17 protein-coding genes and 1 tRNA gene are annotated in these 21,717 nt (G+C 50.2%); 12 read left to right on the top strand and 6 right to left on the bottom strand.

Going from position 1 to position 21,717, the window contains the following annotated elements; translation table 11 throughout:
• The first annotated feature begins 628 nt into the window (after nucleotides 1-628).
• Nucleotides 629-1,978: a helix-turn-helix domain-containing protein gene (locus tag KTT_RS13095; protein ID WP_126596392.1), complete on the top strand. Its 1,350-nt coding sequence runs from the start codon at nucleotides 629-631 to the stop codon at nucleotides 1,976-1,978.
• Between the two features lie 180 nt (nucleotides 1,979-2,158).
• On the opposite strand, the gene KTT_RS13090 is transcribed toward KTT_RS13095, so the two are convergent.
• Nucleotides 2,159-3,232, bottom strand: coding sequence for a pentapeptide repeat-containing protein (locus KTT_RS13090; RefSeq protein WP_160145840.1), 1,074 nt, complete (start codon nucleotides 3,230-3,232; stop codon nucleotides 2,159-2,161).
• Between the two features lie 373 nt (nucleotides 3,233-3,605).
• Here KTT_RS13090 and moaC point away from each other — a divergent pair, with 373 nt between their 5' ends.
• Nucleotides 3,606-4,115 (top strand): cyclic pyranopterin monophosphate synthase MoaC, encoded by a 510-nt coding sequence (gene moaC, locus KTT_RS13085; RefSeq protein WP_235845698.1) that lies wholly within the window; start codon nucleotides 3,606-3,608, stop codon nucleotides 4,113-4,115.
• On the opposite strand, the gene KTT_RS13080 is transcribed toward moaC, so the two are convergent.
• The 3 genes from KTT_RS13080 to KTT_RS13070 all read right to left on the bottom strand — a co-directional run bounded on the left by KTT_RS13080 (nucleotide 4,112) and on the right by KTT_RS13070 (nucleotide 7,726).
• Nucleotides 4,112-5,158: a hypothetical protein gene (locus KTT_RS13080; protein WP_126596390.1), complete on the bottom strand. Its 1,047-nt coding sequence runs from the start codon at nucleotides 5,156-5,158 to the stop codon at nucleotides 4,112-4,114. The two genes, moaC and KTT_RS13080, sit on opposite strands and share 4 nt — an antisense overlap.
• 34 nt (nucleotides 5,159-5,192) lie before the next feature.
• Nucleotides 5,193-6,092 carry a hypothetical protein gene (locus tag KTT_RS13075; RefSeq protein WP_126596389.1) on the bottom strand — a complete coding sequence of 300 codons (900 nt, stop codon included), beginning with the start codon at nucleotides 6,090-6,092 and terminating at the stop codon, nucleotides 5,193-5,195.
• Between the two features lie 251 nt (nucleotides 6,093-6,343).
• A complete protein-coding gene (locus KTT_RS13070; protein WP_126596388.1) occupies nucleotides 6,344-7,726 on the bottom strand; it encodes a helix-turn-helix domain-containing protein in 1,383 nt (460 codons plus the stop codon).
• Between the two features lie 758 nt (nucleotides 7,727-8,484).
• Here KTT_RS13070 and KTT_RS13065 point away from each other — a divergent pair.
• A complete protein-coding gene (locus tag KTT_RS13065) occupies nucleotides 8,485-10,038 on the top strand; it encodes an AMP-dependent synthetase/ligase (protein ID WP_160145839.1) in 1,554 nt (517 codons plus the stop codon).
• A gap of 49 nt (nucleotides 10,039-10,087) precedes the next feature.
• Nucleotides 10,088-10,795, top strand: coding sequence for a 16S rRNA (cytidine(1402)-2'-O)-methyltransferase (gene rsmI / locus KTT_RS13060; protein WP_126596386.1), 708 nt, complete (start codon nucleotides 10,088-10,090; stop codon nucleotides 10,793-10,795).
• 68 nt (nucleotides 10,796-10,863) lie between these two features.
• Here rsmI and mdh read toward each other — a convergent pair whose 3' ends face one another.
• Nucleotides 10,864-11,790: a malate dehydrogenase gene (gene mdh, locus KTT_RS13055; RefSeq protein ID WP_126596385.1), complete on the bottom strand. Its 927-nt coding sequence runs from the start codon at nucleotides 11,788-11,790 to the stop codon at nucleotides 10,864-10,866.
• A gap of 257 nt (nucleotides 11,791-12,047) precedes the next feature.
• Here mdh and KTT_RS13050 point away from each other — a divergent pair.
• From KTT_RS13050 to KTT_RS13015, 8 genes are all read left to right on the top strand, one after another.
• A tRNA-Gln gene (locus KTT_RS13050) sits at nucleotides 12,048-12,121 on the top strand.
• Between the two features lie 253 nt (nucleotides 12,122-12,374).
• Nucleotides 12,375-13,559, top strand: coding sequence for an AI-2E family transporter (locus KTT_RS13045; protein WP_126596384.1), 1,185 nt, complete (start codon nucleotides 12,375-12,377; stop codon nucleotides 13,557-13,559).
• A gap of 542 nt (nucleotides 13,560-14,101) precedes the next feature.
• Nucleotides 14,102-14,881 carry an RNA polymerase sigma factor gene (locus KTT_RS13040; protein WP_160145838.1) on the top strand — a complete coding sequence of 260 codons (780 nt, stop codon included), beginning with the start codon at nucleotides 14,102-14,104 and terminating at the stop codon, nucleotides 14,879-14,881.
• A 418-nt stretch (nucleotides 14,882-15,299) separates the two neighbouring features.
• Complete coding sequence (locus tag KTT_RS13035; RefSeq protein ID WP_126596382.1) at nucleotides 15,300-15,683, top strand: hypothetical protein; 384 nt, start codon at nucleotides 15,300-15,302, stop codon at nucleotides 15,681-15,683.
• A gap of 92 nt (nucleotides 15,684-15,775) precedes the next feature.
• A complete protein-coding gene (locus KTT_RS13030; RefSeq protein WP_126596381.1) occupies nucleotides 15,776-17,131 on the top strand; it encodes a lipopolysaccharide biosynthesis protein in 1,356 nt (451 codons plus the stop codon).
• A gap of 16 nt (nucleotides 17,132-17,147) precedes the next feature.
• Nucleotides 17,148-19,370 (top strand): glycosyltransferase, encoded by a 2,223-nt coding sequence (locus tag KTT_RS13025; RefSeq protein WP_126596380.1) that lies wholly within the window; start codon nucleotides 17,148-17,150, stop codon nucleotides 19,368-19,370.
• Nucleotides 19,371-19,638: 268 nt separating this feature from the next.
• Nucleotides 19,639-20,187: a signal peptidase I gene (gene lepB, locus KTT_RS13020; RefSeq protein WP_126596379.1), complete on the top strand. Its 549-nt coding sequence runs from the start codon at nucleotides 19,639-19,641 to the stop codon at nucleotides 20,185-20,187.
• A 16-nt stretch (nucleotides 20,188-20,203) separates the two neighbouring features.
• The gene (locus KTT_RS13015) at nucleotides 20,204-20,812 is read left to right on the top strand and encodes a hypothetical protein (protein ID WP_126596378.1); all 609 of its coding nucleotides are present in this window, start codon (nucleotides 20,204-20,206) and stop codon (nucleotides 20,810-20,812) included.
• 89 nt (nucleotides 20,813-20,901) lie between these two features.
• Here KTT_RS13015 and KTT_RS13010 read toward each other — a convergent pair whose 3' ends face one another.
• Entirely contained in the window at nucleotides 20,902-21,384 is a 483-nt protein-coding gene (locus KTT_RS13010) for a hypothetical protein (RefSeq protein ID WP_126596377.1), read from the bottom strand.
• Between the last annotated feature and the right edge of the window lie 333 nt (nucleotides 21,385-21,717).

The following is a 21,717-nucleotide window of genomic DNA, read 5'->3' as shown; positions in this document are numbered from 1 at the left end:
GATTTAACGACATTGTAAAAAAACCCAACATTTTCGTCAACAGACAAATCATCCATCATCATTTTGTACCAACACTGCGGCCGCAAATCAGTGAATCAGAAACGGTTTCTCTATATATAACGTCTGTAATATAAGTCTCTCTGAAATGCTCTCACTTTTATATTAGCTGAAAAAAAGTAGAGCGAGAACAGAGGCCATTCTTACAACTTGTGTAATAAGCAGGCTGTTTTAGTTGAAAAAAGATACAACTATTTCTCATTCAAGCAATCAGCAAACATGATGTATAAACGTTCTTCGTAGCGGTTCTCAACATAATTTTGCTACAAAGCAAGCAGTAAAAGTACAGCAAAAAGCGAACCTGCTCGCATGATAGCTTGAGAATATCTAACATTCTTTCTGGTGATTTGACTAATTTGATTATTGAAGCATCCACTGTTTGCATTATCATTAGGGGCGTAAATTAAGAACTGTACTTGTAACACAAGCTATCATATATCAGTATCTTTCTAGTGCAGATTGCACTAACATATTGACACCATACATAAGTGTATTTTACAATACATTTGACCAGGATTTTGTGTATTTATTGACTCTCTCGTTAAAAAAAACTTACATCTAGGAGGTCAACATGTCCCCTGAGCAACCATCAGCTAAGATTGGCAAAACGGTAGGGGAAAAATTACGGGCTGCGCGCATCACTCAGCACTATACACAGAGTCAACTTGCCGCCCCTGATTTCTCAGTCAGTTACATCTCAGCCATTGAACGCGGACAGATTCATCCCTCGCTCCGCGCTCTGGAAATTCTTGCCAGCCGTCTTGGAATGAGCTCAACTCAACTCCTTCCCAACAAATCTCAGCAGGAAGAACGTGCTAGCGCTGCCGCAGCATTGAGCGAACGAGAAGAGGACGAGGTAGAATTAGATCTACTCGATGCACAGATTCTAATTATACAAGGAGAGGCACAATCTGCAATCACATTGCTCGAACATACCTCAAATAAGCGCTTGAAACGCCACCATCAATTGCAGCATCGCTATCTCATGGGCTGGGCGTACTATAAGGACAATCAGTACCAGGAAAGCGAATACATTCTCTCTGAAGCGACACAGATAGCGAAGGAGTTGAACGCGCAATATCTGCATCTGCGCATCCTTCATCAGTTAGCATTGACATATGCCGCCATGCGCAATTATGCACAGGCTTTGCTGGCTCATCAGCGCTGCCTTAACCAGCTTGAGGAGAGCGGAACACAGGATCCGTTCTTTAGCGCTCAAATCTATATTCAGATGGGCCAACACTATACACGTCTGGAAAACTTTGAGCAGGCCCTGGATGCCTTTCATAAAGCTCTTTCTATTACTGAAGAACTGACAACTACCCAAAGTATTCAGGCTACGTACGCAAATCTCAGTCAATATTATGCTGCCGCGAAAGATAATGAACTGGCTATGTTGTATGCCTATAAAAGCATTCAATTACACAATTTTGATATCACGAAACACTTACGCAGCGAGCTTTATCATTATCTGGGTCACGCTGTGATGCAGACTGATAGCCAGCAGGCACGTGCCTATCTGGATAGTGCTCTACAATCTCCTACTGTTACCCGAGATCAATTGACGCAGGCCAGTCTGCTGGCCCGCAATGCCGAGTGGTACTTTGCGCAACAGAATCTCAAGGAAGCTGAACAAAATGCCCGGCAGGCCTATGAGCTGGCGCAAAGCTTCGGCGATACAATCATTACGGCAGATACATTGATTGTTCTCGGCAGAATAGAGTATGCACTGAAAAATTATGATCAGGGGGGTGGACATTTCGTTGAGGGTCTGGATATGCTAGAACGACTGGGGAGCCACGAAGAACTGGCGGATGAGTCTGTTCGCTACGCTCAGCTCCTTGAGGAACTGGGCCATGAGCGTGAAGCTTTTACCCACATCCGACGTGCCTTCCAGAGCCGCCAGAAACTGGGACGATAAAGTACTTTTACCATATAAGATTGACAATCGGGTGGTCAGCGGCACTGGAAGGAACGGCGCTGATCCCGATTGCCAATTTTTGATCGTGCCTCTTATCATTTGTTATATGTCCTAAAAAAAAGGGACCACCCGGGTTAATGCTATTCAGTAGTCATTGATACAACAGACCATAACGCAATTCTAAGGATGTATTGATCCGTCGGGCATAATTGCCTTTTTAAGTGATGCTACTTCAGCCAGTTGATCTCTGGTAATCCTGGCATTGCGGAGATCAGCATTGCTCAAGTCAACGTGCATCAATCTGGCGTGGTTCAGGTTGGCGTTCATCAATTTAGCATGATTCAAGTTGGCATAGATCAATATGGATCCGTGCAATACGGCATCGGCCAGATTGGCACCGCGTAGATTAGCACCGATCATATCAGATCTAGTCAAATTGGCCTGCCTTAAATCGGCACTGTCCATATCAACATGGCCTGACCTGGTCAGATTCAGATCGGCGCGATCTAGATGTGCTCCCCTCATTTTGGTATAAAGCAGTCTGGCTTGCGACACGTTAGCCTGCGACGCATTAGCCTGGTTCAGATTCGCATTGCTCAGATTTGCATTGCTCAGATTCGCATTGCTCAGATTTGCATTGCTCAGATTTGCATTGCTCAGATTTGCATTGTTCAAGCTGGCATGGCTCAGATGGGCACCGCTCAGATCAATATTACTTAGATCAGTATTGCTCAGGTCAGCGTGGCTTAGGTCAATAATTACATCATTCCTATCTGTAGAAATGAGCTTCGCATCGGATAAGAACAGCATCAACAACCTTTTACGCTCTCCATCAAGGTGCCGCAGGGCTGTTAAAACTTCCAACCTTGCGACTACCCTCACTTCGTCTCCCGCTTGTGATCCGCTTAGATTTTTATTAAGCAATAAGTCTCTTATTTCATCCAGGCTGTCTTTAAGCCTTGTCTCTCGTTGCTGGTCCGCCGCGATCTGGAGATCTACAAGGTGCCCCCTCTGGCTGCTTTGTACTTGAGTAAAACTATACCAATATCCGGATGCCGCGAGAACAACTGGAAGAAGCAACAATTGAAATATTTCTAGTGGAGTCTTTCCGGCAAGCCCTATTCTCTGAATCAATGTTCTTTTCTGCAGGCGCTTGAGCTTGCTGCGATCTTTAGCTAACCGTGGAGGAACCCAGAGTTCATCGTCTGCTGCCATCGGTTTGCTATATGTCTTATCTTGATGTTCCTCATTCATATGATTCCTCATAGAGCGATAAATACCATGTCCGGGAAACATACGCTAAACGCATCTTGCATCAGGAGTCATCTCTTATCAGGGGCACTACGTGAGGTCAGAGGACAATCCTATCATAGTTGTTGACTGCAAACACGAGCATGAACAAGGGGACAAAATGATACGTTTCCAGGGGTACAGAATCATCCAGAGCTGACCAGGACCTTCTTTAATAGTAGCCGTTTCAGACCAATAAAATATCTTATACTAATAAGGCGCTGAGCCTGTACTTTATCTACACAAAGGGAAGCTCTATAGGGAAGCTCTATACATGTAGCGCAACTAGAATAAAATAAGATCAGCATATCAAAAACATAGAGGAGATTTTTCGAGCGTGGATACAACAGATAAAAAGCAATTAACTCACCTGGATGAGCAGGGCAATATCCACATGGTTGATGTTACCGATAGGCCTGAGACAGTTCGTGAGGCGATCGCCCATGGACGCGTGCGCATGCGACCGGAAACGGTGCGCTTGATTGAAGGGAATCAGATTTCAAAGGGGAGTGTGCTGGAGGTGGCTAAAATCGCCGGCATTATGGCGGCCAAGCAGACGCCGCAGATCATTCCTCTCTGCCATCCTCTACCAATGACCCACATTGATCTGCAGTTTACCCTGGAGAGCGAGAGCGGTCTGATCTCGATTGAGGGACGTACACGCACCAATTATAAGACCGGCGTCGATGTGGAGGCGCTAACGGCGGTGACCGTGGCCGCGCTCACCATATACGATATGTGCAAAGGAGTGGATACCACTATCACCCTTGAACAGGCCTATATCGCGCAGAAAAGTGGTGGCAAGAGCGGCACTGTGACGTTTCAACCCGGCCCGACCAGACCTTAATTTTTTCGCACTTCCAGCAGCATCAACATAGCCTCAATCAGATTGCGCTCTTCGGGTTGGGCCAGGCTTAACTCTGTTTGTCCAATTGGAGTGACCAGCATGCCATTCTCGTCCACGGGGACCACGCTACGAATGGCATGCGGATTTCCTCCCAGCCAGCGTACAGGCTCCAGCAGCGATCCCAGGAAAACCGAGATGGTAACATATTGTCCACGCAGGGATGGGTCGAGATCTTGTAGGTGCAATTCCAGCGTTTCACCGCGCTGGATGATGCTACCTTCTAAATTTTGGGAATGCAGGTGGATGATGGCCTGATCAGCTGGATTGATGCGTAGAGCACTATCTGGACGCGTTAAGGTTTTGCCACGGCGTACGCCGCCCGCGCTGGTCATGACCGGTGTATATGCGTGAGTGTCAGCGGCGCGCTCCTCCGGCGCTGTAGCTCCACCAAATAAGGTGGCAACCCGTACCAGGTCCTTTAACGCCTGCTGGCGCAGCGAGCTCTGGGTGATATGGGCGCTCACGCGCAAGGCCAGTTGCAAGAGCGAGCGAGCCGCCTCGTCGTTGTCGCTATGCTCGTGACGGGCCTGGAGCAGCACCGCCTCGGCCTGGCTGATCAGAGACTGACTGAGGTGGCTGAGCATGCGATGAGGAGTGGCCGATAGGGTACGTGTTCCCTGTCCCAGCAAGGCTCGCGTCCCCAGCGGCTGTACAGCCGCGCGCATGGCATCATAGAGATCCAGGTAAGCGTGATGACATTCCTGACAGCTGACCAGGTGAAAGAGAAGGGGCGCATAGTGGATTGTGGCCTGGGAATCATTGTTAAGGAGAGCCATGATGAAATCAGGAAGCTGCTGATAAAAGGAGATATGATAATTTTCGCTTAATTGAAGCTTTAGCTGGTTGTCGTTCTCTTCTACCAGCCCCCCGGCCTCTCCATCTGTTGTTGCGGGCGCCTGTAAAACCTGCTGGAGCCACTGTCCCAGTTTGCGGTAATTTCCCCTGAGTTCAGAGGCCCCTCCAAACTTTGTTTCGTCGTTCATTATAATTCTCTCCTTCGGTGTCAGTTATCTGGCTCTACTCTTCTTTATAGAAACGCGATAGACGCTTCAGTTGTGCCGAGGTAAGCTGTACAGTCTCCTCGCCATGCCAATTGAGGAGACCCTCGGAAGCGAGCTCATGCAAGCCTTTACATACATCCTGCTTTGTCAGGTCGTTCTGCGCGAGTGTTTGAACGTCTACCTCGTATATATTCTTATCAGTGGAATGTTTCGTTGTATACATGGTTAAACGCAAGGCAATGGTAACTGTCAAATTTGAACTTTGCTGCTGCAAACAACTGCGTAATTTTTTGTGCGCATGGTCCTTGTGCTGGCTAATATGGGGGTTGAGTTCAGTGCTAAAGGAGAAGTCCAGTTCTTTGGATAAGGTATCAACCAGGTCATCAGCACCTATCTCTTGTAGCTCTTGCATGACAGCCTGCAGTTGATTGGGCGCGGCACGCAAGACGGCGATACAGTGCTTGAGAATATTGCGTAGTTCGCGCTGAGAAGCGATATGAAGGCTGATCGCTTCAGGCGTCGAAAAAGGGGTCTCACCCCATATCGACTCTACCGCGTCTGAAAGAGGATTGTCGGGCTCCTCTTCATCCACTCCCTCCAGTTCGGCCGCCGTATTCACCTGCAGGCGTCTCTTTCTGAGGCGATCGATGGCCTTGTTTCTTACACTGCGACTGAGAAAGGCATAAAACTGGGCATCGGTCAACTGGTCCAGCGCGGTCCGCGGGGTTCGGTCTTCCCCTCCTAAGATACCCAGGCGCACAAGCTGCTCTACCACGTGCCCGATTACTGTATCAACTTCAAATGCATCGTATTTTAAAGCACCTAAATATCGTTGCGCGTTCCTGTGCAGGTAGGCATACAGTAATGGATAGCTTTGCTCTGCCCGATACCTCAAATCGTTGGCTGTAAATGGCATGGCAGGATTTTCCTCCGAGGTGCCGATCCTATGAAATGTATGTATCTCTATCTCTGTTAGACGATGGAGATGGATCAAATATATTCTTGAAACAATATTTAAATAGTTTCGAGCCGGCGTTTTCCTGTACATTGTATATTGAATACGTGCGAGACGCAACAAAATGCGCTCCTGATAAAGGATTTCATGAGGTATCATTCCTTTTATCAGGAGCGCCACGGTTTCGCTGACAGATTTAGCGAATTGCTTTGCTATTCGATGTCGCCGCGTTTGCCCAGACGCTGGTGCTCGTAGGCCTTTTTGATCACGGTCAGGCTGCGCTTGACATCTCCGCGCTCCTCTAACAAGTTAGCGTAGCGGAAGTATGCATCGGCCGCGATTTCATGGGCGTTGGAGGTGTCAAGCAATTCTAACGCCTGCGTGAAGTACTGGTCGGCTGCATCATAGTCCTCTAACTGGTGGCGAATCTGGGCCAATACGATGAGGGCCTGGCCCTGCGATTGTGAATCTCCACCAGCCTGAGCGTACTTTAAGGCTTCCTGCGCTTCCTGCTCCGCCTCTTTAGAGTTGCCACGCTTGAGCAACAACTCGGCCAGGCCCGTGTGGCAGATGGAAGCGGAAATCTCGTCGTTCAGCTCGCGCTCAATGGCGATCGCCTGGCGGTACTCTTTTTCTGCTCCATCCAGATCCTGCTGTTTCTCCAGGGCCTTGCCCAGGCGCTGGTGAGTCATGCCTACCAGGCGCTGCTCGTCGCGCATCTCGTAGATAGCCAGGCTCTGCATGGCATACTCACGCGCCATGGCAAGCTTGCCAACGGTCTTGTAATGCTGGCTGATGTCCATGTACTTTCTGGCGAAACTTTTGCTATCCCGATTCATGGCATCCAGGGTCTCAAGCGCACGATGATAATATGCAATCGCTTTTTCGAGATCACCCAGGCGGAAATAGTCGTTCGCCAGGTTACTAAACACTTCCAGTGAGAAGACCGGATCGGTGATCTGTCCGTTCTCGATGGCGGTGTAACAGCGCTGATGGTTTTCTACGGCCAGGGTATAGTTATAGAGTAAAAAGTAGGCTTTGCCTAACAGGTTGCGAGCCCGCTCGATAAATTCACTATCATTGAGGGCTTCACCCTGGGCAACCGCATTACGCAGATCTACGACAGCTTCCTGGTATGCTCCCGATCCCATGTGGATCTGCCCCTTCAATAAGTAAAGGCGATACACCTGGTCTGTGGTGACACGGTCCGGCTGAATCGGCTCCAGTAATACTTCTGCCTGCTGGTAATCTCCTTGCTGCACCAGAACATTGGCCTGCAATATTTCAACATCAACACGCTGATCAGGTCCCGCATCGGCAGGAGAATAACCAACCGCACGCGCTTCAGCTGCGCCCGAGGGAGACCCTTCGAGGAGGAAGGTCAGTGGTACATCCAGGCGACGGGCCAGAATGGAGAGGGCTTTTAAGGAGGGTCGTATCTTGCCGCGTTCAATGGCCGAGATGTAGGAGATCGAAAATTCGGGGGCGGCTAGTTGAGCTTGAGTCATGCCCAATTTCGTACGAACCTCACGAATATTCGTACCGACTCTTGCGGCAACAGCCTTCCCTACATTTGCAGTTTCAAGGGATGGCATGGAATAGTTCCTTTCAATGAGTAATATATTAAACGCTCTCGTTTATAAGCTTCAGCATTGTCAATTGAACTAGCTATCCTTTTCCTTAAAAAATCGTAACAATCCGGCAGGAGGTGCCGCAATTGTTACCAAAAGTCATAGATGTGTTTGCTGCTACTGCATTCTTTTCATTCTCATGTATAACTCTCAAAAAATAGAGAGTGTTCTAAGCATTCTGAATGCTACAATAAGGAAAATAGCTAGATGTTACTTCATATTTCGTAGTCTAACATAGACTACGATTCTAGTCAACCCATATTGTACTTTTTTCATCGCTTTATTATATAATCCTTGACATCAATGAAGCATGGGCAGATCAAATATTGTTTGAATAAAAAGCTCATTTATTTTGCAGTCTTTTTCGTCTTCTTCCATGCTTACTATACTGAATCAGGTGAGCTATAAAAACATATCAACGCATGAGTTCATATTGTGAAATGATAGCAAGCAATCTATAAATGAGCAAACAATATGTCAACTTCATAACTATCAAAAGTAGTAATGCTGTAGCCGGATCAACCATCTCTCCATCTTGTATATTGAATCGGCTGAAAAGACTGGTAAAAACACACGAACTACACTATAATGCACAATCATTGGGCCATCTTTTCTGTGGCTTCGCTGGATTGCCAGCGCTGATGAGAGAAATAACGGGCGCTTTCTAACAATGATGTAAAACGTTTCACTGCCGTCCCTGAGAAAGGATGCTAAGCCTGCATATGCATACTATTCCACGTCTCTTTATGCGCTCCGCCGATCGCTTTGGCGCACGCCCTGCCTTGCTTGAACCGCGTTCAGATAACGCTGTAACGACATTGACGTATGATGGGTTGCGTGAACGTGTTCTGCAGTTCGCTGGCTACCTGCAGCAACAAAATGTGTCAAAAGGTCAGCGTGTGATGATCTGGTCCGCCAGTTGCTCTAACTGGTTGGTCGCCTACTTCGCTTCATTGTTGCTGGGATTGGTTGTCGTTCCACTTGATGTAAATACAAAAGAAGATTTTCTTCAGCGATTGCTAGAAATTACAGATGCTGCATTTCTGATTACAACTCAAAAAAATTATACAAGTCTTAAGTCTTTCTCTCTTCCATTCATCGATATTGATGCCCTGCCAACTGCTGAGCTAACTACAGCTCAACTACCAGCAGTTGAAGAAGGTGATCTGGCGGAGCTGGTTTTTACCTCTGGCACGACTGGTCAACCCAAGGGGGTTATGCTCTCCCATAAGAATATTGTCTCCAATGCCATTGCTTCCCTTGAGGTCGTAAAAATTACGTCCGCTGATCGCGCGCTCTCCATTCTGCCACTTTCTCATATGTTTGAGATGACCATCGAGATGGCGCTTATTTATGCGGGCGCCAGTATTGTGTATGCTCGTTCCCTGGTGCCGGATACACTATTCCGCTTGCTGGCAACCCAGCATGTGACCTGTATGGTGCTGGTGCCCCAGGCGTTACAGCTTTTTATGAATGGTATCGAACGCGAGGTTCGACGCCAGAAATTAGAGAAACAGTGGAAAACTTTACATAAAATCGCCAGGTGGACCCCCTTTCCATGGCGACGCCATCTCTTCCGCTCGATCCATCGGCGCTTTGGCGGCCACTTCCGCTTGTTTGTAAGCGGAGGGGCCTACCTTGCTCCAATGCTGGGACGCGCCTGGGAAGAGATGGGATTTCGCATCCTGCAAGGCTATGGGGCAACCGAGTGCTCACCCGTGATCTCGGTGAATCCAATACACGACCATACGCTGGAATCTGTGGGCCAGCCCCTGCCGGGCGTTACAGTACGTATCGAGGCGGATGGTGAGATCCAGGTGAAAGGTCCGAATGTGGCTCTGGGATACTGGCAGAATGAGGAGGCGACCGCGGCCGCCTTCCATGATGGCTGGTATGCGACGGGCGATCTGGGCTACATGGATAAGCAGCATAATCTGTATCTGAAGGGGCGCAAGAAAAATCTGATCGTGCTCGCCAATGGCATGAACGTCTATCCAGAGGATATTGAGAATGTCTTGCAGACACAGGATGGCGTGAAGGATGCCGTGGTGCTTGGCTTGCATGAGAAAGATCAGGGTCCTACGGTCCACGCCGTTCTGCTGATGGAGGATGAGAGCCTGGCGAAGATCACCATCCAGAGCACAAATAAGCAGTTGGCCCCCCATCAACAGGTTAAAGGCTTTACTATCTGGTCTGAGCAGGATTTTCCCCGTACCCATACCCTGAAGGTTAAGCGGCAAGAAGTCCTTGAGACCCTATCTCAATCGCGTCAGTGATAGTACAATACAGGTAAGAATTCATGGATTGGGAGTCGAAGAATCATCTATGCTCTACTTAGTTGCTACCCCGATTGGGAACCTCAATGATATTACGCTGCGCGCCCTGGATATTCTGCGTTCGGTCGATATTGTGGCCAGTGAGGATACGCGTAAAACAGGCATGCTGCTAAAGCATTTCGATATTCAGAAGCCGCAGATGGCATTTCACGAGCACAATGAGCAGCGCGCGGGTGAGCGCATTGAGGAGATGCTGAAACAGGGTCAATCGGTCGCGGTAGTAACGGATGCTGGCACACCGGGTATCTCGGATCCCGGCTTTACCCTGGTGCGCCGCGCTATCCAGGCTCAACTGGATTTCACGATGATTCCCGGCCCGACAGCCTTTGTGATGGCCCTGGTCCTGTCAGGGCTCCCTGTTCATAGCTTTACCTTTCGCGGCTTCCCACCCCGCAAGGTCGTGGGTCGCCGCAAGTTCTTTGAAGTGGATCGCGATGCGCCCCATACGCTGATCTACTATGAAAGCCCCTATCGGCTGGATGGCTTTCTTGCAGATGCCCTGGCGGTGTTCGGGGACCGGCCGGCGGCGTTGGCCAATGACCTGACGAAGATGTTTGAAAAGGTGGAACGGGGTACGCTTTCAACCTTGCTGGCCTCCCTCCCCCCACAAACAAAGCTCAAGGGCGAGTATATCGTAGTCATCGAAGGCATGACGCGCGGAAAAGATGCGCGCGCCATACCCGAAGAGGAACCGTAGGTGCCGGGCTTGCCCCGGCTTTGCCGCGAAGCGGCCCGTACCCATGCGCGCACCTTTCCCAATGATGTTTACAATCCCAGGACGTTGACCAGCTCTTTGACGGCGTCGGCCGATTTTTGCAGTTGCGCTTTCTCTTGCTCTTGCAGCTCAACTTCGATGACCTGCTCCAGGCCCTTTGCTCCCAGTTTGGCGGGAACACCGACAAACAGGTTGTTCAAACCATATTCACCCTGAAGGTAGATGGCGCAGGGCATGATCATCTTTTTGTCCAGGATGATCGAGTCGAGCATCTGCAGAACCGATGCCGAGGGGGCGAAATAGGCACTGCCGTTTCCGAGCAGCTTGACGATCTCGGCGCCACCGTCCCTTGTGCGCTGTACGATCTGTTCGATGCGCTCGGCTGGCAACAGTTCAGCGATCGGCACCCCGGCTACCGTGCAGAGACGGGACAGCGGTACCATGGTGTCGCCATGCCCACCCAGCACATAGGCCTGCACGTCTCGTACCGAGGCGCCTAGCTCCTGGGCGATAAAGGTGCGGAAGCGAGCGGTGTCCAGCACGCCGGCCATGCCAATGACGCGCTCGCGCGGGAAGCCGCTGACCTTGAGCGCCACCTGCGCCATAGCATCCAACGGATTGGTGACCATGATTAAAATAGCGTTTGGCGAGTATTTAACAACCTGCTCCGTCACCTGCGTGACAATTTCTTGATTCTTCTTTAAAAGATCATCACGGCTCATGCCTGGCTTACGCGGAAAACCAGAGGTGATTACCACGACATCCGAATCAGCGGTATCGGCATAATCATTGGTGCCGGTAATTAATGTATCATAACCAAGCACAGGACCGGCCTGGAGCATATCGAGAGCCTTGCCTTGTGGCATATTGGGAACGATATCAAACATAACCACGTCAGCATAGTCGCGTTCCGCGATACGCTGCACGAGCGTGCTCCCAACAAAACCAGCTCCAACTACGGTGATTTTACTCCGCATTGACGTATCCTTTCATCTGTTCGCATACAAGATGTATCTTTGAAATAGAATGGATGCTGGATCCATTAACCTTCTACCGCTATTGTATGCCTAAAAAGGCCATCATGGCAATTATTCGATCCATTTCTTTCCAATCTTTTGAGATTTCTATCAATTTCTGCGAATTTTTTTAAAAGCTCTTACAAAACCCTTGACATCCATCAATGGATGGAGTATTATAACAACGCGTTCGAGAGAACACACTAAACAAACAATATTGGGGTATCGTTCAACGGTAGGACGGCTGACTCTGGATCAGTTAATTGGGGTTCGAATCCCTGTACCCCAGCCACATAAAACCGCCTGCAGAGGCGGTTTTTGATTCTTTAGAAAAGAAGGAAGGCAGTTAATTTCAGCATTTGCAAATGCTGAAATTAACTGCCTTCCTTCTTTTCTAGCTCTTCTATCTATTCAGTTTGTAATGAGGGGAGTTCACTTCCCAAATACATTGCAGAGGCGCGTTTATATGACATAATACTTGAAGATCTTATTTATACGATGTGTTACCTGATATAGATATTCTGATGAAACAGAGGTGTAATACTGTGGCAAAAGAAACCCGGCTTCTTCCCGAAACCAGAAAACCAGACGTGCAGGCGGCCAGGTGGGCGCGGCGTCTCTACATTCCTCTGGCGATACTGGCCTGGATCGCGCTGGCCGCGGTGATTCTGTGGGGGGCCAGCCATATCGCGCGTGCTTTGCTGTTGCTGATTATCGCCGCCATCCTGGCCTATGCGATCGCGCCCGCGGCCAGGATGCTTGAGCGCTTTATGCCGCGCTTCGCAGCCATCGCCATAGTGTACCTGATTGTCCTCGGGGCCATCAGCACCTTTATTTACTTTGCGATCGCGACGACCATTCATCAAGCCGGTTCGCTTTCCCGCGAGTTGATGGATCTGCTCTCACCTCGGCAGGGGCGTACTACCCCTCTGGAACAGGCACTGATTCACTATGGTATCTCTCCCGATCAGATCGCGCAGGCACGCCATCAGTTGATCACCTCCATTGGCGATTTTTCCAAACAGGCGCTGCCATTGTTACAGAGCATCCTGGATTTCGCCATCGATATCATCATCGTTGCGGTCCTGAGTATCTATCTGCTCATCGATGGTTCGCGGGTTGCTCGCTGGGCACGCAATAATACACCGACGGCGACACGAGCCAGTTTCTTTCTAGATACCCTGCAACACGTCGTCGGTGGCTACATTCGTGGACAGGTGACGCTGGCGGCCTTGATCGGGTTACTGGTGTGGATCGGTATGCTCATCTTCCATGTGCCCTATTCGGTCTTGCTAGGCGTGCTCGCCTTTGCGATGGCCTTTGTGCCGGTGCTGGGCACCCTGGTTTCTGGCGCGGTATGCGTCTTGATCGCCCTCACTCAGAGCATTTGGATCGCGGCGGGTGTGCTGGCCTACTTTGTTATTATCCATGTGATCGAGGGTGAATTGGTTGGCCCGCGTATCGTCGGTAAAGCCATCGGCCTGCATCCCGTGGTGTCGCTCTTTGCTCTGATCGCCGGAGGTGAGCTCTTTGGAATCTGGGGGGCGCTGTTCGCTTCTCCGCTCGCTGGTATCATCCAGGCCTTGATCATCACATTCTGGACCGAGTGGCGCCAATCCCATCCCGAACAGTTCCAATCCGCCGATGAACAGCTTGCAGACGATATCGCGGAGGTTACGCTTGAGACCGCCGACCATCCAACTGTAGATATCGAGCAACCCACCCGATAAGTTGTACAATCTTTGTATATCCTTTTGGCTGGGAAATGGCCCTCGCCTTTCGACACCTTACGCCGTTAAAAAGGCTGAGATAAAGGATGGCAGTTGTAGCTGAGCTGACTCTAACAGCCGTTCCATATAAAGCGATAATAGGGCGATACCTACGTAATACCAGGAATCGCTCTCCATCTAGCTCCGTATCTATCTTACCCCATTCTCTGTTGTCTGGATAATGCCATGGGTCCATGATATCCACTAATGATGTCTCAACCGACCAATAGAATGGGGATCTTACAAGCCCGCAAGAGAATAGTCAAAGTTGCGGTCAAGCGTCTTCTCATGCCGCTTTAGTGTCTGTCCCTATTCCTCATATTAGCATCACTACCTCCCTCAAAGTTGCTTGCCACCCTACTCGTTTTCGGTTCTTTTTGGCGCGTTGAATAAAACGACACATGCAAAAATTCATGAGCAGGCACACCTTGTTCACATGTATACCTTATGTTATATTTCTGTATATAGTTTGCACAGTAATCTCTACAGGAGGAGAATTTCATATGACCACAGCCACAGCCCAGCTTGAAATTCCGGAGACGATGTCGCTGCTAGATGAGGTTCCCGAATTGCCTGCAGTGGAAAATGATGAAAATGAGAACGATAATCAGCATGCGGAAGCTGGCAACAATGTTGTTGAGGATGTTGAAGATGTCGATGATACATTAGACAAGCCCGAACTCTTGAAGCAGGAGTCGATGGTGGCGCGTGCAACCCTGGGTGATCATGAGGCATTTGGCGAAATAGTTGATCAATACAGTACTCTTATGCTGCGTACGGCTGCGATGATCGTTGGCGATCGTGATATCGCGGAGGATGTGGTTCAGGATGCATTGATTCAGGCCTGGCATCACCTCGGAGATCTACGTAAGGCCGGTGCCCTCCGTCCATGGCTCATGCGTATCGTTGTCAATCAGTGCATTAGCTTTAAGCGCCGCCTGGCCCGTACCAGCGCATTTATGCGCCAGGCTCTATCAGAGCAGGAAACAGATCTGATCGCTCAAGCTGCCGATGACCATAAAGGTCGCATGGAGAGAGATTGGGACCTGGCTCAGGCTATCGAAAGTCTGCCCCTGAAGCAACGCGTGGTGATCGTCCTGCACTATTACAATAGCATGACGCTACCAGAAATGTCACAGACATTGCAAACATCTGAGAATACCCTTAAGAAGCGTATTCAGGCAGCCTTAACAAATCTACGCCGCATACTACGCGCTTCTAATATGGAGGAAGAGGAGCAGTTAACACAACATATAGCGAGTTTTGCGACTTCCGCGGCGTAAGTATGGTGAGACGACAATGGATAAACACAAATGAAGGGCGGTTTACATTGCGCATGTTTTTCCTCTGCCAGCGTGATGTCTATAACCGCCTCTTCTTTTTTCCTAACCTATACCTGCTCCTCTCAGTTCCCCAATAACCAACTCTATTATCTTCTATCTGTATCCCTCTTCTTCAATCCTTAACACCACCCACCTGATATCAACACGTTTATAACCACATCGGTACCATAAGTTCATAGACAGGCGGCATAACCTGGTGCATTATGGTACAATTATAACTGTTTCTGATCTTTCTGGATAAAAGTAGGCGCGGCCGCTCATTATCCAGGAATGATCGCCCACGATGAATCACATATGCTCAGTAGATGAAAGGAGATGCGCATCTTCTTCCCTGCTCATGGAGGGAGTTCTGCGCACAATGAGAACAACGATGGACACAGATTGGACCATTACCTGGCTGGCACCTTTGATGCCTGAAGCAGCTATGATTCCAGAGGGCGATGTATTTCTTAAGTCGAGCCATCAGTGTTATTCACTGGTTGCCGGACAAAACAATCATATCCCGGGTCTGTTATTTTCTACACCGGATATACTGGCCGTGGTAGCGCAGCAAGCGCAGGATGCTCAGATGACACCCCTCCTTGCAGGGCCCAGGGAGAGAACCTTTGTACAGACTGAAACCGCGACAGTGGATGCATCGTCAGAGGATGTGGATGCCGGAGAAATGACGCCGGACCAGGATGTTCAGGGCCTTCAGGATTTTACGGCCTTCCTGGATCTGGAGATGGGAGCCTTTATATAAACAGGCTATGTGCCGCTAATGTGTGGAGGCCCGCATAGGGCGATATGTCTTTCTGTATCTGCAATGGGGTTGCAGTTTAAGGATACACATATATGGTGGGTGGAAGGGATACGTCGTTGGCACAATTGCGTACAAATGTTGCATCGCAGACATCTACGGTGAGTCTGCCTTATGCTCGCATCTGGCAAAATGTTATCCTCACTGGCTCTACTGCCGTCAATATCATTGTCTACCTGGTCATCGCCCGTGCACTGGGACCCTACCTGTTCGGTAGCTATCTTTTTGCTCAGTGGCTGGCTACGGTGACAGTCCCGGCGATTGGCGCCGGGATGTCGACCCTCTCTAGTCGGCAGATTGCAGCCACCCAGAGTCGCGAGTCTCCACGTTTAATGGCCGGCATCTTTTACTTTCTATGGTATCGCCAGCATCGCAGTATCCTGCTCTATTGCCTGATCTACGTGGGACTCTCCCTCGCTCTGACACATGTCTTCCATGACTTTACGCCGGGATTGCTGCTGCTCTCCAGCCTGGCTACCCTCCCTTTGCTCTTGAGCAGTGTGGCGGGTATTACGTTGAGAAGCTTGCGCCGCTCGGATCTGCTGACAATGCTGCATCTCTTCGGCAATCTATTAACTCTGCTCCTGATCATTATTTCAACCCAGGTAAATGGTAGACCGGTTGAGGCTTTTATCCTGGCGTTCGCGCTGGCGAATACTATTACGCTAGTGCTGGCCGTGATCTGCGTGATGCATCTGCTACCCATGGACCAGGCGCTGGCACCGGGCATCTTTTTGCGCGAGCGGCTGGCACGCAATATGTATCAGTCGCGCTTTCATTTCGCGCTGGATGCGATCATATGGCAGAGAAGCGAGTTGCTGCTGCTGGCCTGCTGGTATCGCCCTGAGCAACTGGGATTCTATGCTCTGGGCTCGATCATCAGTACCAGGATTATCGGGCTGGCACCGTCGCTCTTCTCTCAGTGGCTATTCCCTTTGTTTGTGCGCTACCTGCCCCGCCATCGCTATCTCAATCAGTACGATGCCTTTGTGCGCACCTCGTGCTATATCATTTTCCTGGCTGTCCCGATCTGTACCATACTGATCCTGCTCAGTCCGACTATTGTGATCACCTGCCTGGGCAACTCCTACCTCCCGCTGGTTAAACCATTGCGTATCTTGTTGATCGCGGCCGTCTTTGGCAGCATCGCCACTGTCGGGCTTACCCATATGACCACTCATGAACACTATGACTTGCGCCACCTGCAGCAGATGCAGAGAGAGCTCAATATGGGAGTGGCTACCTTCAAAATTCTGCTGGCAATTCCATTGATCATATTTTTCGGCATGACAGGAGCAGCATTCGCCAGCGCCCTGGCACAGATTGTTTCTGCTTTGATCTCCATTCTACTCTGCAAAAAACTTTTGCTACGCCACAACACCTTGCTTTGATCAAACAGGAGAATGTATGACGATCCACCATTCTTTAGCGCATTCCACCCATATCTCTATCCGCACCAGGTCGACCGGCGCTTTTCGGACCAGTTCAAGGGAACTGGCGCAAAGCGGACAGCCGATGCTTAAGCCACCGCGCTTTAGTGTGGTGATCTGTACATACAATCGTCGCAATATGATGCTGGCGCTGCTGGCCGGTCTGCGTCGGCAATCACTGCCATGTAAGTATTTTGAGGTCATCGTGGTCGATAATGGATCGGTCGATGGCACGTTCAATGCCCTTCAAACCTATCTCAGCACGGATGTGCTGCATCGTCATGCTTCGGAAGAGCAGTGGCGGGTGCAGTGTCTGCTTGAGAAACGCAATGGCCTGGCGTATGCACGTAATACGGCTCTCATGGCCGCCTGCGGTGAGGTGCTTGTCTTTCTCGATGATGATGTGCTGGTCGATCGCTATTTTCTGGAGCATCTCTGGCGCGCCTATGAGGAGACCGGGGCCGATGCCATTGGCGGTCGCGTCGATCTGCATTGGGAGTCGCCCCGTCCATACTGGCTGAACGACGATCTGCTGGAGGTCTTTGGCTACTATATGCCGTTCCGTTCGCGCACCCGCCTGCCGGAAGCGCTGAACTTTAGCAATAGCTGCTTCTCTGTTAAGCGCACGGCCTTGCAGCGGGTGGGAGGCTTCTCTCCTTTCCTGACGAAACGCTTGCATAATCCCGTTAATGTGGAGACGGTGGATCTGTGTCGACGGCTACGCGAGCAGCAGTACGCGCTCTGGTATGAGCCGTCGGCGCTGGTTCTGCATCGCGTGTCGCGGGCGCGTCTGAGCCGTCCTTTTCTGGTAGGACGCGCGTATTGGCAGGGACGTTCAGACATCCTGGCCCATTATGCCGCGGCGAAATATACTCATGATACGGCTGGTGGCTCTTTCCTGCAGACGTTGTTCTCTCTGTGGCCGGAGGTGAAGATCTGGCTGCAGATCGCCTTTGCTCATCGTCTACTGCTGGCACTGGCGCGCAAGCCAACGAGCGAACGGCTCATTGCCGCTATGGCGCAGGCACATAGCTGGGGACGCATCCAGCAGCAATTTGTGCTGAGCAACCATGCGCCGGCAATACTACATACGCCGTTCATCCTGTTTGTTCAATCGCCAGCGTTGGATACGCGCTGGCCCATCCAGGCTTTAGATAAACAGGATATGCGCTGTACAACCAGCATCGCCCACATTCCTCTCTCCTGGATCTGGCGTCATCGGGCCTATCAGGAAACGGCCATCGGCATTATCCACCTCTATCAACCCGGTTCCCTCTCTTTGCGCTGGTGGCGGCGCTGGCAGTTGTTCTTTACCCTGTGGCTGGCCCGTAAATTGGGCATCGGCATCGTCAGCACCGACGCCGGAGGATCATGGCATAATGCACGCGGCCTGCAGTTCGCTGCCAGGCGTGCCTTCGAGAATAAAATCTTTGACACCAGCCATCTCGTGCTCACGTTCACCCGCCATGCCGAGCGTTTCTATCAAAAACAGTCCTGGTGGACTCGTGCTACCTACCTGCCTCACCCGGGTATGCTCGGCATCTTGCCTGAGATCAGCGATACTACCACGGCTCGACAGCAACTGGGAATTCAAGCGGATGCGAATTATGTATATCTCTGCCCGGCGTTCCTGCATACCGAGCGCGAGGTCATCCAATGTATGGAAGCCTTTAGTAAACTGCGCATCCAGTTGCTGAAGTCGGAGGAGCATGCTTCCTTTAATCCACAATTGTTACTGGTGGGAACACCCGTTGACAAAAAGCAGCCGTTGAAGCTTTTGAAGCGCGCGGCCCTCAATTCGTCCATCCATGTGTTTCTGGAATATCAACCGGATGAGCTGGCTACCTATATAGCCGCGACCAATGCGCTGGTATTACCCTATATCACGGTGCAGATGGCCGGGGTGCCCGAACTGGCCATGCTCTTCTATTCTTATGAATGTGTCATTATCTCTCCTAACCTTCCTCGCTTCCATGGGCTGCTCCCCCACCACGGCGGTATCCTCTATACACCCGGCAACCAGGCTTCATTGGTGCAGGCCATGCTGCTGGCACCCAGGCGAGCCTTCAGGCATACAGAGGAGGAGGCGGAGCTTCTGCATCATCAGTATGCCTGGGAAAACTATTCCTTGCTCCTCCTGGATACTTACAAAACCCTCCTCTCCGGATTGACTAAAAGAAGAAGTCAGGCGCTTCCTTAGTACTATATAACCATGAGCTTTGCCATGTTCCATCGCGTGCTATAAACAATATAGTTACTTTCCGTTCCTTCGATCCTGGTTCTAAACTGCTGCTCTTTCTCGCAGATTAGCCATACCCATCATAAAAGCACAGCCAAACGGGTTTGTATAGGTGAAAGCAGCGTGGTAATCAGCTATAATGGGAACAATGCAAAAAACAGAGCACAATGGTACCAACCTTATCGCCGCATATACTACCCGGGTCGATCAAAAATAAGAGAGGTTTGAGTTGAAACGTTCACAATTAGTACGCGAAATAGTCGAAATATTGGCACTGACACTCTTGATATTTCTGGTTGTTCGCTTTGTAATTCAGAGCTATCGCGTCGATGGACCCAGTATGGAACCTGGACTTGTTAACAACGAATTTGTTATGGTTAATAAGGTCTCCTATCTCTTTCATGAACCAGCTCGTGGAGATGTGATCGTTTTCCACTGGCCACAGGATACGACAAAAGATTTTATTAAGCGCATTGTCGGGCTGCCTGGAGATACCATAACCACTGATCGCGATCATGTGACGGTGAATGGCAAGACTTTAAACGAGCCATATATCAGCGCCCCCAGCAATCCAGAGGGCCGCACCTGGAAGGTTCCTGCGGGCGAGTACTTTGTCATGGGAGATAATCGGCCCGTAAGCGATGATTCGCGTTCCTGGGGCTTTGTGCCGAAAGACTATATCGTTGGTAAAGCGTCTGTCGTCTTCTGGCCACTTCCAAATCTCCATTTTATCAATACCTACCCGGATGTCTTTAAGGACATACCAGCACATAAGTAAGAGGAAACTTCGCACAATGTCAAATTCGGAGCACTACGATCCAGATTCTGTTACGCCTCGTAATGATTATATAAATGAGAGAGAGTACGTTGCATCTCCATCCTTGCCACCCAATGGCCTGGCACTGGCGCTGGCGATCGGCGTTGCCGGCGGTGTGGTGGCTGCTCTCATCTCGATTGCTACAACCCTCTCGAATGCCTCGGTCTTCCAGGAAGTGGCACGTTCCGGCGATAAGATTTCTTACGGGACGGCCCAGTATGTAGCCGGGTTGGCCTGCCTTACCTATATAGTGACGTTGATCCTTGGCTTTGTGGCTGGCTTTGTGGTCGGTAAGCGGGCGGTGCGCCGCCTCTACGGCTTTTATGCCGGAGCGCTGGTGGGCGCTATCTCGTACCTTGGCAGTTCATTGGTCCAGTACCTTCCAAATTATCCCGGACATGTCAGTAGCACAGTCGCCGGGGCTTCCCCTCTAAGCGGCATCTTTGCCTTGCTGCTGTTCGCGCTGATCTGGGCGGTTGTAGATGCTCTCATCGGTCTCTGGGGCTCCTTTACAGCGACCAGAAAACATCCCTACTACCTGGCCAGACAGGCTGCGGCCGAAGAACAGGCTCTGGCTGAAGAGTAAAAAACATTGAGAAGGAGTTGGTGCGATATAACAGGTGGGTGCATCCGCACCCACCTGTTATATCGCACCAACTCCTTCTCAATAGAGAATTACACGTTAGGGTTATTTAGCTCTTCGCTCAGTAGCGGTATCTCCGAGCCCAGTTGCTGCAGTAGACCTGCCAGTCCCCCTCCGGTAATGTTCTCAAACTCAAGCCGGGTGAGACGGTCATGTTCGACGTGGCAGGTTAGATTCGTCTGGGGCAATATCACACTAACACCGGTGGCGGGAATATTTTCTAGCCCGAATAACGACAATGACAGATCATTTGTATGGGTTCCCATGAAAGTGATTGAAGCACGCACCGTATTCTCCTGCTCCGTACGTGCGGCGTTGTCGAGGTTATAAGAGAGATCTGGCATCGCCACCAGTAGTGCATAGTGCAAACTCAAGAACTGAGCTTTATTCAGGCTCCTGGGGGCAAATCCGGTCATTGTAAAACCATCATCAATCTTCTCCGCCGCAACTTCAAATTCCCCCCCCTGCAAAGCTGCGATCACCGTTTTCACAATCTCAACTCTATTTGTGCCCATACATGACACCTCCCGTCAACATTCACAGCCTCGAAAGCTGCCTCTTCCAATTTCGTTGCATACTGCTCTTTCTTTCTATACGTGCGAAGCACCCCCACCGACGTAATACCTCTTCACTAGCGACCACACCCCCTCTCTCAATCCACAATCTTCACCCCTCTCTCAATCCACAATCTTCACCCCTCTCTCAATCCACAATCTTCACCCCTCTCTCAATCCACAATCTTCACCCCTCCCTCAATCCACAATTTTTACACCCACTTAAAAAATCGCGGGCGCGAAGCGCCCGCCCCACCGCCAAGGATAGAGAACAAACAAAAAGCTCACATTCCC

Source organism: Dictyobacter aurantiacus, assembly GCF_003967515.1.
In the GTDB taxonomy this organism is placed as follows: domain Bacteria; phylum Chloroflexota; class Ktedonobacteria; order Ktedonobacterales; family Ktedonobacteraceae; genus Dictyobacter; species Dictyobacter aurantiacus.
The sequence above is the reverse complement of the archived record's forward strand: the minus strand, read 5'-3'. Positions and strand labels throughout refer to the sequence as shown.